The organism is Myxococcus guangdongensis (assembly GCF_024198255.1).
GTDB lineage: Bacteria > Myxococcota > Myxococcia > Myxococcales > Myxococcaceae > Myxococcus > Myxococcus guangdongensis.
In genome coordinates, this window is record NZ_JAJVKW010000016.1 from 148638 (window position 1) to 162094 (window position 13457).

Genomic DNA, 13457 nt, shown 5'->3' on the forward strand with positions numbered 1-13457 from the left:
GGGCGCATGTCGCTGCGTGAAGATCAGATTCAGCGCTACTCACGGCAGATCCTCCTGCGCGACGTCGGCGGTCGAGGCCAGGAAGCGCTCCTCACCGGCCCCACGCGCGTGGATGCCACGGGCGCCTCGGGCATGACGGCGGCGGCGTACCTGGTGGGCGGCGGTACGCCGGTCGCGGGCGTGGGCTCGTTGACCCTGGGCCCGTGGGCTCCCGGCTTCCTGGTGTCGGCCCGGGACGTGGGACAGCCTGTCCCGGAGACCCTGGCCCGCGAGGTCCCCGCGCTGAACCCGGACGCCGCGAACCCCGAGCGCCGGGGCGGCCTGCTGGCGGAGCTGCCCACGGCCTGGAGCGGCGAGGCCCCCTGGGTGGCCCTCTGCGGCGACGGCGCCCGGGCCGGCGTCGTGTTCCGCGGCAGCGAGGGCTGTGTGTGGTGCTTCGGCGAGACGGTGCGGCACCTGGGCTCGCCGCCGGATGGCGCGTTGGGCGTGGCGCTCGGAGCGCTGGGCGCGATGATCTTCCAGAACCTCCGCCTGGGCCTGGCGCCCTCGCTGGGGGGGCGCTGGCTGGTGCCTCCTGGCGGCCTGGAGGAGATGGAGCTGCGCCGCTGCTCACGCTGCGCCGCTCGCGCCGAGCCGTGAGCCCCTGGGTGGATCCACGCTGGCCGGAGCCGGTGCGCACGGCGCTGCTCCGCCACCTGGAGGCGTCCTACCCGCTGGAGGGCTGCGGCGTGATCCTGGCGTCGTCCGGCTCCGCCCGCGTCCTGCCCCTTCGCAACGTGTCCCCGAGGCCCACCGTGGCCTATGCCTTCGAACCCCACGAGTGGTTGGAGGTGTGCCTCCAGGCCGAGTCGAACGGTGAGCGGATCACCGCCGTCTTCCACTCACATGTCGACGCCCCTCCCACCTTTTCCCTGGAAGACGCAGCCTGGGCGGCCCCCACCGGCCATCCGCTGCTACCGGGAGTTTCCTATCTCATCGCATCCGTACAACGCGGCTGTGTCACCTGCGTGTGTGAGTATGAGTGGAGTGGGGGAGAATTTCGAACGCGACAGGTTTGAATCCCGCATTGCAAGAACGAAAAAGCCCAGTGGACGCAGGCACTTGGCTGCCCGTCACCCCTACCTGCGGAAAGGTGCGCTCGAATTGTCAAGTGCGTGGGTTTTCGTCTATAACCACGCGCATCTTCTGGATCTGCGGCGTCCCAACGCGGCGTGCAAGAAGCGCTCCGGACGCAGGGAGTTTAAAATCCTTATGGCCTCCAACACTGGATTCACCCTTTGGCTGACCGGCATGTCCGGTACCGGGAAGACCACCACGGCCGCGTACATCGCGGCGCGGCTCCGTCAGGTGGGCCGTCACGTGGAGATTCTCGACGAGGGTGAACTCGCCGATGAGCTGTGGGCGGGGCTGGGCGACTCGAAGGACGAGCGCAATGTCATCGCGGGCCGGCTCGGCTTCGTGGCGAACGTGCTGACGCGCAACGGCGTCGCGGCGCTGGTGCCCTGCGTGAGCCCGTACAAGGCGAAGCGCGAGGAGAACCGTCGCGCCATCGGCCGGTACGTGGAGGTCTACGTCGACTGCCCCACCGAGAAGCTCATCGAGCGCGACAGCACGGGCCGCTACAAGAAGGCGCTCAATGGGGAGATCCCCAACTTCATCGGGATCACCGAGCCGTACGAGCCACCCACGTCGCCGGAGGTCACCATCCACTCCGACGTCGAGTCGGTGGAGGACGGCGCCGCGAAGATCTTCCAGTCGCTCCTGGACCTCGGCTACATGTCCACCGAGGAGCTGAAGATCATCACCGGCAAGAAGATGAAGGCCAACCCGCTGCCGGCCAAGGGCGAGAAGGCCGAGAAGCCGGAGAAGAACGGCGGCGCGAAGGCGCGTCGCGCGGAGGAGCCGAAGCCGGCCGCCGCGACGAAGGCCAAGCCCGCGAAGGCGGACAAGGGCGCCAAGTCCCGTCCCGCCACGCGCGCGGCCCGGGTCGCCAAGCCCGCCAGCCCCGCGAAGAAGCCGGCGGCGAAGAGCAAGGCACGCTGAGCAAGGGGGCCGGCATCCGGCCCCGTCAGTGTCCATGACAAGGGCTCCAGGTTGCCGCGCGATGCGCGTGCAATCCGGGGCCCTTCCGTTTTAGGAGTCCAGCATGCTGAGCCCCGAGCGAATCCAAGCCCTGTGTGAGTCGTCGCGCCCCAAGCTCGAGGCCATGAGGGCCGCGCTGCGCACCCACGGCAGCGCGCTGGTGGCGTTCTCGGGCGGCGTCGACTCCACCTTCGTGTTGAAGATCGCCGTGGAGGAGCTGGGCGAGAAGGCGCTGGCGCTGACGGCGCTGTCGGCGTCCGTGGCGCCCGAGGAGGCGGAGGAGGCGAGGGCGCTGGCGACGAAGCTGGGCGCCCGGCACGTGGTGGTGAGCAGCAACGAGCTGGCCAACCCGTCGTACGCCGCCAACCCCACCAACCGGTGCTACTTCTGCAAGACGGAGCTGTACGACCTCTGCGAGGCGCGGCGCCAGGAGTTGGGGCTGGCGGTGGTGCTGGACGGCTTCAACGCGGACGACTTCAAGGACCACCGCCCGGGGCACAAGGCCGCGCGGGAGCACGCCGTCGAGTCTCCGCTGGCCGCGGCGTGCCTGACGAAGGAGGAGATCCGCGCGTGGAGCCAGGCGCTGGGGCTGCCCACCTGGGACAAGCCGCAGATGGCGTGCCTGGCGTCGCGAATCCCCTATGGGACGTCGGTGACGCGCGAGCGCCTGCTGCAGATCGCCTCAGCGGAGTCGGAGCTGCGCAAGCTGGGCTTCCGCCAGTTCCGCGTGCGCTACCACGGCGAGGTGGCGCGGCTGGAGGTGGCGGCGGAGGAGTACGAGCGCTTCCTCGCGGCGGACGTGCGCCAGCGGATCAACTCCGCCTTCCTGGCGCTGGGGTTCAAGTTCGTGGCGTTGGATCTGGAGCCGTTCCGCTCGGGCCGGATGAACGAGGCCGCTGGCGTGACGAAGCCCACGACGCCGGGAGCCCCGAGCTTCGCGCTGCCCGTGGTGAGCTGATCCCGGACTCCCATCTCCGCCCGGCACCCAAGGCTGCTGGATCCCCGGAGCAGATCATGACGGTCGAGCGGTCTTCGAGGCGCGGGCGGTCCTCCTGGCTGACGGGCGCCACGGGCGTGGTGCTCCTGACGCTCACCCCTGGCGCGTCCTACGCCGCCGAGTACGTGGACTCACCGTACCGGGACCGACGCTCCTTCTCGCTGATCCTCGGACCGGGGTTGTCCTACACGGAGCTGATCGGCGAGTCGGACGCGGACGTGGTGCACGGACTGGATGCCCAGCTGGATCTGGGGGCCAGTCTGACGGTGGGGTACGGAGGGGACGAGGTCTTCGTGTTGATCCGCGGGAGCCTCCGGGGGCCGGATCTCTCGGTGGTGGGGGGCTTCCGGAGCGTCTTCGGGATGGAGGCGTGGCAGTCCTTCGTGGATCTCGGCGCCGTCGTGCGGCCGTTTTCTGGGCCGTGGGTGGGGCCTCGCGTAGCTTTCGGTTTGCGACACACCTTCTCGGAGCGGCTCGCGGTGTACGGGGGGCTCGGGCTCACGCTCGGGTTCGGATCCGGACTGCGCGCCGACGCCGAGGGCTTCACCGGGTTGCAGTGGATCTTCCCGGTCAGCGGATCCGAGTGAAAATCTTGCGATCAGAAAGGGCTGTGAGATGGTGTGTGCATCTGTAGGAGGTTGCGCACTTGGAACTGAATCCCCGCCTCACCTCAGTGGTCTTCCGGCTGAACCGCGAGAAGCTCGACGCCCTGAAGGAGCTGTCGCGCTCCACGCGCATCCGCCAGAGCGAGTACCTCCGGGAAGCCATCTCGGATCTGCTGGCGAAGTACGAGGAGCGGCTCGTCGATTGACGGCTGCTCGTGGATCCGCCCCGTGTCACTCCGAGAAGGGTGACTCCGGCGGCAACCCCGGAGGTTGGAGACGCTCTGGGGCGGTGAAGGGATCCACCTTCGGAGGGTAGTGGACCTCCCAGAGCATCAGGCCGTGAGCGGGCGCCTTGAAGCCCTCCATGGCCGTCCCCGTCTCCAGGGCCGCGTGCCACGCTTCCTCCGGCAACAGCCCCGCCGCCACCTTCAGCGCGCCACCCACCAGGTAGCGCACCTGGTAGCGAGCAAAGCCGTCCCCCACCAACCGTACTTCGTACAGCCCTCCGCCCCGCTCGTGCAGGGTGGCGGACTCCAGCGTGCGCGGCTTCTGGGGACTGGACTTCTCATGGAAGGCGATGAAGTCCCGCGTGCCCTGGGCCCTGGCGAGCAGCTCCGCCACCCGCTCGGGCGTCACGCCGCTCCCTCGTCCCAAGAGCCCCGGCTCACCCGGCACGTCGAGCGAGTAGGGTGCCCAGTCCTCCGTCTGAGGGCCCCCCAACCGCAGCCGGTACCGGTACGCCTTGCCGCTGGCGCTCCACTGGGCATGGAAGCCCTGGGGTCGGCGGACCAGGCACAGCCCGAGCCCCGGCGGCAGGTGCTCCGGGAGCCTGCGGGCCAGCGACTCGGGCGAATCCCCCGCCTCCAGCCGCACGCTCACCACCTGCATCCGGGCGTGGACCCCCCGGTCCGTCCGCCCCGAGGGCATCACCGAGGCTGGGACGCCCACCGCCCGCAGGCCCGTCTCGAGCGCCTCCTGGACGGTGGGGCCCTCTACCTGGCGCTGGAAGCCGCGGAAGTTTCCGCCGCGGTACCAGATCCACAGTGCGACGGGAATCCGCTTGGAGGTCGAAGTGAGCACGGCGTTGCGAGGTCGCGGGGTTACACGGGATAATCGCGCGCGAAATGGCGGCTGGACAAGAACTCGCGGCGGACGTGGATGGGCAGTGGCTCTTCCGACATGGTGACCTGGTCCTCGGACCTGTCAGCGGCTCGGCCATCGTGGAGAAGCTCAAGCTGGGAGAGCTGACCCCCGAGTCGCCGCTGGCCCTGGCCGGTGAGCGGGACTTCCACCCGATGCGCGAGGTGGAGCCCTTCAAGGTCCACGTCGCGCTCTCGGAGGCGCGCGCCCGCGTGGATGCGGCCGTCCTGGTGGAGCGGGAGAAGAACCACAAGCGGGTGCTGGTGCTCGGCGGCGTGGCCGCGGGCCTGGCGCTGGTGCTCGGCTCCGCTGGCATCTACGTGGCGCGCAACGCCGCGGTGCACGGCTGGTTCGGTGAGGACGAGTTCGAGGGCATCGAGATGGAGGCCCCCGTCATCCGCGTGGCCCAGGCCCGACAGGACGACGAGGAGCTCTTCGACTACCCGACGCAGGGCGCCGCGAAGCCCGGCACCCCGGCGGGCACCAGGCCCACGGGCGCCTCCACCGGCAAGCCCACCGCCGTGGCCTCCACGTCCCGGACCGACGAGCGCCGGCCGCCGCGCCCCGCGGGCAGCGTGGGCACGGACCCGGACGGCATGGAGGTGGCGCAGCAGTTCGACCAGTCCGCCATCAACCGCGTCGTGGCGGGCAACAAGTCCACGCTCTTCAAGTGCTTCAAGGAAGAGGCCGAGCGCAGCCCGGGGCTCGCCGCGAAGATTCCGCTCGAGTTCGTCATCGGCAACGACGGCAAGGTCAACAAGCTCTGGGTGGACAACCCCCAGTTCAAGAAGGGCCCGCTCTACGAGTGCCTGCTGACGGAGCTGCAGAAGTGGCCGTTCCGGGCCTACGAGGGAGAGCGGGCGACCGTCGGCCTGTCGTTCAACATCGGCAAGCGGGGCTAGGGTCACTTTCTTGCCCACCCCACGGGCATGCCCCATACCGGGGCCATGTCCGCCGCATCCGTTGCCGAGACCGAAATCGCGAAGAAGGCGCTGAGCGTGCCGCCGGGGACCTTCCGTCACACCGTGCTGGTCGCCGCCAAACGCTTCAAGTCCACCTGGGCCGAGCTGGGCAAGCTGCTCGTCACCGTCCGGGATGAGGCGAAGTTCGAGGAGTGGGGCTATCCCACCTTCGAGGCCTACTGCCTCAAGGAACTGCACATCAAGAAGCAGACGGCCCTCAAGCTCACCCGCTCCTTCAGCTTCCTGGCCAAGCACGAGCCCGAGGAGGAGCTGCGGGCCCAGGAGTTCCCGGAGAAGGCGCCCGCCTTCGAGGTCATCGAAGTGCTGGCCGACGCCGAGGAGCGGGGCCAGTTGTCTCCCACTGAATACAAGTCCCTGCGTGACAGCATCTGGAGCCCGGAGAAGAACCCGACGGAGCTCAAGAAGGAGTTCACGGAGCGCTTCCCCCGGCCGCCGCCCGAGCCTCCCCCCGAGAGCCTCCAGGTGCGCAAGCTGGCGTCCATGGCCCGGAAGCTCGCCAGCGAGCTGGCGGGGTGCCGCAAGATTCCGAACGCTGTCGCCGAGCGGGCGGCCGCCCTGGCGGATGACGTGGAGGAGCTCGCCTCGGGCGTGACGGACGCCTGAGCCGCTGTTACTGAACGCTCACCCGTTGCGGACGCTGTACGGTCCGTAACGGGCCCGCACCGTTGGGCTTCCTGCCCAAGGGACAGGGCCCTATAGTGGTTCAGGGCCCCGGTGTAGGTGGGCCTGACGGCTGTTCGAGACGTGGGCAGGCCGTGTAGGTAGGGGAGCGGTGGACGGCGAAGTGGCTCCGGCAAGTCTGGGGTCGGCGAACTCGGAGGCGGCAGTGAAGAAGGAGCACCACGTCAACCTGTCCTGCTCGTTCTGCGGAAAATCGCAGCGCGAGGTCCGCAAGCTCATCGCGGGACCGACGGTCTACATCTGCGATGAGTGCATCAAGCTCTGCAACGACATCATCGCGGACGAGAACGAGCGAGAGGAGGGCAAGCCCCAGGTCAGCTTGCCGACGCCTTCGGAGATCAAGGCGTTCCTCGACGACTACGTCATCGGTCAGGACCAGGCGAAGAAGGTCCTGTCGGTAGCGGTCTACAACCACTACAAGCGCATCTATCAGAAGAAGCCCACGTCCCGACCGCGCCCTGGCGTGAAGAGTCCCTCGGGCGAGGAGGTGGAGCTGAGCAAGAGCAACATCCTGCTCATCGGCCCCACGGGCTCGGGCAAGACGCTGCTCGCCCAGTCGCTGGCGCGCTTCCTCAACGTCCCGTTCACCATCGCGGATGCCACCAGCCTCACCGAGGCCGGCTACGTGGGTGAGGACGTCGAGAACATCATCCAGAACCTGCTCCACAACGCCGATTACGACGTGGAGAAGGCGGCGCGCGGCATCGTCTACATCGACGAGATCGACAAGATCGCCCGCAAGGGTGACATGCCCAGCGCCACCCGCGACGTCGGTGGCGAGGGCGTGCAGCAGGCGCTCTTGAAGATCATCGAGGGCACGCGCGCCAACGTCACCCCGCGGGGTGGCAAGAAGTACAACCAGCAGGAGTACGTCCAGGTCGACACGACGAACATCCTGTTCATCTGCGGCGGCGCGTTCCACGGCATCGACGGCGTCATCAAGCGCCGCGTGGGCGAGAAGGGCCTGGGCTTCGGCGCGAAGATCACCCACCGCGAGGAGCGCAGCGTGGGCGAATTGCTCGCGCTGACGGAGCCGGAGGACCTGATGAAGTTCGGGATGATTCCCGAGTTCATCGGTCGTCTGCCGATGATCGCCACGCTGAACGATTTGAAGGAAGAGGACCTGGTCATCATCCTCGCCCAGCCGAAGAACGCGCTGGTGAAGCAGTACCAGAAGCTCTTCGAGATGGAGAAGGTGAAGCTCACCTTCACGAAGGAGGCGCTGCGCGCCATCGCCCGCGAGGCGATGCGCCGTCACTCCGGAGCGCGCGGCCTGCGCGCCATCCTCGAGGACGCCATGCTGGAGATCATGTACGACGTGCCGTTCCGCGAGGGCGTCAAGGAGTGCAAGATCACCGAGACGGTCATCACCCGCCACGAGCCTCCGCAGCTCGTGATGGAGAAGGAGAAGAAGACGGCCTAGCGCCGGGCTTCTCCTCCTGACGAGCCGTCCCTCCGGCCCCTCCTTCCCTCACGGGAGGCAGGGGCCGAGTCATGTCCGGCGCCCGTTACGCGGCGGCCGTCGTGGGCAGCATCGACGGCAGGGAGATGACGAACTCGGAGTACTCGCCGACGACGCTCTCCACCCGGATTTCGCCCTGGTGCTCCTGGACGATGTCGTGGACCAGGGACAGGCCCAGGCCCGTGCCGGAGCCCGCGGGCTTGGTGGTGAAGAACGGGTCGAAGAGCTTCTCGCGAATCTCCAGGGGGATGCCCGGCCCGTTGTCCCGCACCCGGAGCTCCACGCGCGCGGCGAGCCGCCGGGTGGAGACCTGGATGCGGGGCACGAAGGCCTCGCCCTCGCCGCGGCGCTTCGCCAGCGTCGCGTAGAAGGCGTTGTCGAGGATGTTGATGATGAGCCGGCTGATGTCTCCGGCCACCACCACGACGGTGCCCACGCCCGGGTCCAGCTCCGTCTCCGTCTCCACCGCGGCCGCGCCCTCGCGCACGCGCAGGCCCTGGACCGCCAGGTTGACGCTGTCGCGAATCAGCACGTTCAGGTCCACGCGGGTGCGCGAGCCCTCGGAGCGGCGGGAGTGCCGCAGCATCGTCTTGATGATGTCCGAGGCGCGCCGCCCGTGGGTCTGGATGCGCCGGGCGTTCTGTTTCAGGTCCTCCAGCGTCTCGAGGATGTCCTCGGCGGTGGTGGACTCCAGCTTTCCCGTCTGGGCGCGCAGCGTGGTGTCCAGCTCCGCGGCCAGCCGCGTGGACAGCTCCGAGAAGTTGTTCACGAAGTTGAGCGGGTTCTGCAGCTCGTGCGCGATGCCCGCGGTGAGGGCGCCCAGCGACGCCAGCTTCTCCTGGGCGACGAGCTGACGCTGCATCTCCTGGAGGCGGGTGAGCGTCTCGGCCAGCTCCACGTTCTTGCTCTGCAGCTCCGCGGTGCGCTCGTCCACGCGGCGCTCCAGCGTGTGGCTGTACTCCTCCAGGCTCGCGTACAGCCCGGCGTTCTCCAGGGAGATGGCGGCCTGGAAGGACAGGAGGCGGAGGACCTCCAGTCGCTCGGGGGTGAAGGCCCCGCGCGTGGCGTCGTTCTCCAGGTAGAGCACGCCCGTGAGCGAGCCCTGCTTGAGCAGCGGGCTGCACAGCACGGACTTGGGATGCGCGGTGCGCACGTACGGGTCCTCGGAGAAGGGCTCCTCCGTCGCCGCGTCGTCCAGGATGACCGTCTCGCCGGTGCGCACCACGTAGTGGACGATGGAGGCCGGCAGCGCGGTGGAGGACTCCACCGGCACGCCCTGGTCCAGCAGCACCCGCGCGCCGTCCACCGAGCCCTCGGCCTCGATGTAGAGCCCCTCGGGCCGCATGAGGATGAGGAAGCCGCGCCGCGCGCCCGCGTTCTCGATGAGCAGCGTCATCAACTTGCGCAGCAGCTTGTCCAGGACGATTTCGCCGGACAGCGCGCGCGCCGTCTTGAGCACCGACTCCAGGTCCAGCGAGGCCAGCGGCGTGCCCGCCGACTCCTCGGCCCGAACGGGCTCGGGGGTGGAGGGGAGCAGGTGCGGGTACTCGCGCTCCAGCCGCGTGGCCACCGCGCGCGCGCCCCAACGCAGGTACGCAGCGCGGGAGTCTCCCAGGTAACCATGGGCCACGCGCTCGCGGCGCTGGTCCAGGTGGAATCTCGCCGCCAGCTCGCAGCCGACCGCCTCGTCGAGTGACAGGCCGTGCTCGCGCGCGAGCCGGATGGCCCGGTCATAGCCATCCGCGGCCTCGGTGGGCTTGCCATCCACCCGGGCGCGCTCCGCGTCGAGCAGCTCCGCGCGCGCGGCGTAGTTCATCGGGGCGATGCGAGCCCAGCCGCGCATCTGCTTGCGGAGCGCGTCGATGGTGCGGGATGCGCGCAGGCGCTCCAGCGGTCCTCGGGAGGTGTGCAGCTCCAGCAGGGCCAGGCCCTGGAAGAACTTGTACCAGGGCAGGTAGATCTGCCCGGTGATGAGCTCCGCGCGAGCGTCCACCGCGGCCGCGCTCTCGAGGGAGCCCCTCGCGTCGCGCCACAGCCAGCGGCGCATGGTGCGCATGACTTCGCACGTGGCGATGCCGTTGGAATAGCCGGCCTGGTGGTACGGCGCGACGATGTCCCGCTCCCGTGCCTCGACGTCGCCCGAGAACGCGCCGGTGAGCACGTCGAGCGTGTGCCGCGTGTACTGGAGGAACGGCACGTTCTGGTGTCGGTGGCTCGCGAGGGCGTCGCGGAAGCGGTCGACGCGGGAGCCGTGCTCCAGGAGCCCGTCGCGTCCGATGAGGGACACCGCGCAGCCCGCGCTCGCGTTGTACGCGAAGTACTCGATGTCGCCCGTCTCCTGGCCCTTGCTCGCGCCGGCGAAGAAGTCATCCAGGCACGTGGCCAGCGGCTCCTTCCAGTGGCGGATGAAGAGGTTGAAGACGAAGTGCACCATCGAGCGCAGGCTCTCCGCGCCGAAGCGGTCCAGCGTCTTCAGCGCGAGCCGGCCGTAGCGATAGCCCTCCTCGGGGTTGCCCAGGTGGACGCTGAGCATCAACCCGTAGCCCACGTAGCCGAACGCGGCCGTGCCCGTGGCGCCGTGGCGGATGGTGAGCTGGAGGTTTCGCAGGACCACGAGCGGGAAGAGCAGGGGACGGGCCATGAACGCGGCCGTGGCCAGCTTCATCATCACCCGTAGCGTCGCGACGAGCAGTGGGTCTCTCAGCTCGGGGAGCGACTCCAGGTCCTCGGGCTTGCGCAGGCCCAGCAGCACCTTCGTCTTCGCGACGCCCGCCAGCACGTGCGCCTGGATGGGACGCGCGGGCAGGTGCTGGCCCAGCATGCCGAGCACCTCCAGGCCCAGGTCCACCGCGCGCTCGTGCTCGCCCCGGTGCGAGTGGCACTGGATGCGCACCAGGTGCACGCGCACCTGCTCCAGTCGGTCCTGCGCGTGGTCCAGGGCGGCGCTGGCCAGCCGCTCCATCTGCTCGAAGTCCGCCGCGAGGTACGCGGCCTCGGCCGCCTCGACGTGCAGGTCGAACGCGAGCGCGCGGTTGGCGCTCCAGCCGTCGTCTCCGAGCAGCTGACGGCCCGTCGTCAGCAGCCGCAGCGCCGCGGACCACGCGCCGCGCGACTTGGCGCCGCGACCCGCGCGCAGGTCCAGGGCCGCCACCCGGTGCCGCTCCTGCGCGTCCTTCAGCACGGGCAGCGCCAGGTGGAAGTGGCTGACGATGTCCGCGAGCTGCTCGTCCATCAGCTCGGGCGGCGTGTGGCGCAGCAGCAACCGACCGATGCGGGCATGGACCTCCGGGTGCTGCTCCGGCGGCGTCAGCTCCAACGCGGCCTGTTGGACGCGGTCATGCGCGAACTGGAAGCTGTCGGAGGGCTCGGTGTCCGTGAGCCGCTCGCCCACGGGCGCGACCAGGCCCGCGCGGAGGACCTCGTCCAGCACCGCCGCCGTCTGCTCGGGCGTGCGCTCCAGCACCGTGGCGAGGTTGCGCAACGTGAAGGCATGACCGAGTGCGGCGGCCACGGGCAGCAGCGCCTGGGCGCCCTGACTCAGCTCCCGGATGCGCGCGGTGAGCAGCGCCACCACGCCGTCGCTGAAGTCCTGTCCACGCAGGGCTCCGCCATCCCACCGGAAGCCTCCGCCCTCCGCGTCGAAGCGCACCAGACCGCGCTCGTAGAAGGCGCGCAGCAGCTGCACCGCGAAGAAGGGGTTGCCCTCCGTCAGCGACAGCACCACCGCGTCGAGCTGTGTGTCGGGCTGCCCCGCCGCCGCCGGGAAGACGTCCGCCACCAGGCGCGACAGCTGCTCGGGGGACAGGGGCTCCAGGTCGATGCGCTGCACGGGCGTCCCCGCGTCACGCAGGGCCTGGGTGAGCCCCTCGACGGGGTGCTCGGCGTCGAGGACCTCGGTGCGGCACGCGGCGACCACGAGCAGGTTGCCCAGCTCCCGGTCCGTCAGGAGCTGGCGCAGGAACTGGAGGCTCGCGCTGTCCGCCCACTGCAGATCATCCAGCACGATGACGAACGGATGCTCGGGCGTGGCGAGGACGCTCACCAGCTTGCGCAGCACCAGCTGGAAGCGCAGCTCCGACTCGGCCGGGTCCAGCTCGGCCACGGGCGGTTGCTCTCCCAACACCAGTCCCAGGCGCGGCACCGCGTCCACGACGAGCTGGCCCATGCCGCCCAGCGCCTCCAGCAGGCGCTGACGCCACAGGTCCAGGCGCTCCTCTCCGAGCAGGCTGCGGGCGACCTCGCGGAACGCCTCGAAGATGCCGGAGTAGGGCGTGTCGCGCAGGAGCTGGTCGTACTTGCCGCGCACGAACAGGCCGTGCTTCTCCGACACGGGGCGCTTGAGCGTGCCGGTGAGCGCGGACTTGCCCATGCCGGCCGCGCCGGTGACGAGCACGAAGCCGGAGCGCCCCGCGGCGGCCCGCTCGAAGGCGTCGCGCAGCGCGGCCTGTTGCGGGGCCCGGCCATAGAGTCGTTCGGGGACGGCGAAGCGCTCGGGGACGTCCTTGGTGCCCAGCTCGAAGTCGGGCACGCCGTCGCCCGTCTCCAGACCATCGAGGCAGCGCTGCAGGTCGACCACCAGTCCGTAGGCGCTCTGGTAGCGGTCCTCGGGGGACTTGGCGAGCAGCTTGAGGATGAGGGCGGACAGCGTGCGCGGCAGCTCCGGCACCAGGGACTGGGGCAGCGGCGGAGGCAGCGCGACGTGCGCGTGGACGAGCCCCAGCGCGTCGGTGTCCGCGAAGGGACGGCGGCCGGTGAACAGCTCGAACAGCATGACCCCGAGCGAATAGAAGTCGCTGCGGGAGTCGACGCTGCGATGCGTGCGGCCGGTGCCCTCGGGGGACAGGTACTCGAGCGTGCCCTCGAGCCGGTCCGGAGCGACGGGGGCCACCTCCGCGCGGGCGCGCCGCGTGGCGAGGGTGAGCCCGGTCAGCTTCACGGACACGCCGTCCACGCCCACGAGCACGGACGCGGGTTGCAGGTCTCGATGCAAAATGCCGGCGGCGTGGAGCTGGCCCACGGCGCGCGCGAGCGAGACGGCGAGCCGGCAGCCCGCGAGGACCTCCATCCGGCCCACGGCCAGGCGCTGGGCGAGCGTCGTCTCGCCGAAGCCCTCGAGCACGAGCACGGACATGCCGGGACGCGACTCCTCCAGGGCGAGCGGGTGGAGGACGCCGTCGAGGCGCAGCGGATGGGTCAGCTCGAATTCGTGCCGGAGCCGCTGCGTGAGGGCTCCGGTGCGCGAGGGCTCCGCGAGCTTGAGGTTGACGGTGGCTCCATCGTTGGCGCGGGTGGCGCGAACGAGCTGGAAGGAGCCGGAGCTGGAGAGCGCTCTGTCGCTTCGGTAGCCAGGGACATCAATCATTGCTCAACCCGTGCGCGCAGGGGCGCGGCACCCCCCTTGGGGCCGGCAGGCTAGCTGCGCCCGCCCGCGGCTCGCAACCGAAGCGGGCCCACTTCACGGGGCGGCTGCCTGCTCACCACAGTGGTGGTCTCGGGCCGGGTGTGCC

General features: G+C 69.9%; 11 protein-coding genes. 9 read left to right on the plus strand and 2 right to left on the minus strand.

The features are described 5' to 3' along the window. Positions 1-6 precede the first annotated feature (6 nt). The 6 genes from LXT21_RS37030 to LXT21_RS37055 all read left to right on the plus strand — a co-directional run bounded on the left by LXT21_RS37030 (position 7) and on the right by LXT21_RS37055 (position 3890). Complete coding sequence (locus LXT21_RS37030) at positions 7-639, plus strand: HesA/MoeB/ThiF family protein (RefSeq protein ID WP_254042952.1); 633 nt, start codon at positions 7-9, stop codon at positions 637-639. Positions 640-671: 32 nt separating this feature from the next. Continuing rightward, positions 672-1058, plus strand: coding sequence for a Mov34/MPN/PAD-1 family protein (locus tag LXT21_RS37035; RefSeq protein WP_254042953.1), 387 nt, complete (start codon positions 672-674; stop codon positions 1056-1058). 193 nt (positions 1059-1251) lie between these two features. Continuing rightward, the gene (cysC, locus tag LXT21_RS37040; RefSeq protein WP_254042954.1) at positions 1252-2043 is read left to right on the plus strand and encodes an adenylyl-sulfate kinase; all 792 of its coding nucleotides are present in this window, start codon (positions 1252-1254) and stop codon (positions 2041-2043) included. 103 nt (positions 2044-2146) lie between these two features. Then, positions 2147-3040, plus strand: coding sequence for an ATP-dependent sacrificial sulfur transferase LarE (larE, locus tag LXT21_RS37045; RefSeq protein ID WP_254042955.1), 894 nt, complete (start codon positions 2147-2149; stop codon positions 3038-3040). 56 nt (positions 3041-3096) lie between these two features. Continuing rightward, the gene (locus tag LXT21_RS37050) at positions 3097-3666 is read left to right on the plus strand and encodes a hypothetical protein (protein ID WP_254042956.1); all 570 of its coding nucleotides are present in this window, start codon (positions 3097-3099) and stop codon (positions 3664-3666) included. Between the two features lie 59 nt (positions 3667-3725). Then, a complete protein-coding gene (locus LXT21_RS37055; RefSeq protein ID WP_074956984.1) occupies positions 3726-3890 on the plus strand; it encodes a ribbon-helix-helix domain-containing protein in 165 nt (54 codons plus the stop codon). 25 nt (positions 3891-3915) lie between these two features. Here the strand turns inward: LXT21_RS37055 and LXT21_RS37060 are convergent, their stop codons facing one another. Continuing rightward, positions 3916-4764, minus strand: a complete 849-nt coding sequence (locus tag LXT21_RS37060) for a tRNA pseudouridine synthase A (protein ID WP_254042957.1) — start codon at positions 4762-4764, stop codon at positions 3916-3918. A 44-nt stretch (positions 4765-4808) separates the two neighbouring features. Between LXT21_RS37060 and LXT21_RS37065 the strand changes: the two genes are divergently transcribed. The 3 genes from LXT21_RS37065 to clpX all read left to right on the plus strand — a co-directional run bounded on the left by LXT21_RS37065 (position 4809) and on the right by clpX (position 7911). Beyond that, positions 4809-5726: an AgmX/PglI C-terminal domain-containing protein gene (locus LXT21_RS37065; RefSeq protein WP_254042958.1), complete on the plus strand. Its 918-nt coding sequence runs from the start codon at positions 4809-4811 to the stop codon at positions 5724-5726. 27 nt (positions 5727-5753) lie between these two features. Continuing rightward, on the plus strand, positions 5754-6410 hold the full coding sequence (locus LXT21_RS37070; protein ID WP_223784435.1) for a hypothetical protein: 657 nt from the start codon (positions 5754-5756) through the stop codon (positions 6408-6410). A 223-nt stretch (positions 6411-6633) separates the two neighbouring features. Next, positions 6634-7911 (plus strand): ATP-dependent Clp protease ATP-binding subunit ClpX, encoded by a 1278-nt coding sequence (gene clpX, locus LXT21_RS37075; protein ID WP_046713573.1) that lies wholly within the window; start codon positions 6634-6636, stop codon positions 7909-7911. An 85-nt stretch (positions 7912-7996) separates the two neighbouring features. Here the strand turns inward: clpX and LXT21_RS37080 are convergent, their stop codons facing one another. After that, positions 7997-13312 carry a trifunctional serine/threonine-protein kinase/ATP-binding protein/sensor histidine kinase gene (locus LXT21_RS37080; RefSeq protein ID WP_254042959.1) on the minus strand — a complete coding sequence of 1772 codons (5316 nt, stop codon included), beginning with the start codon at positions 13310-13312 and terminating at the stop codon, positions 7997-7999. Between the last annotated feature and the right edge of the window lie 145 nt (positions 13313-13457).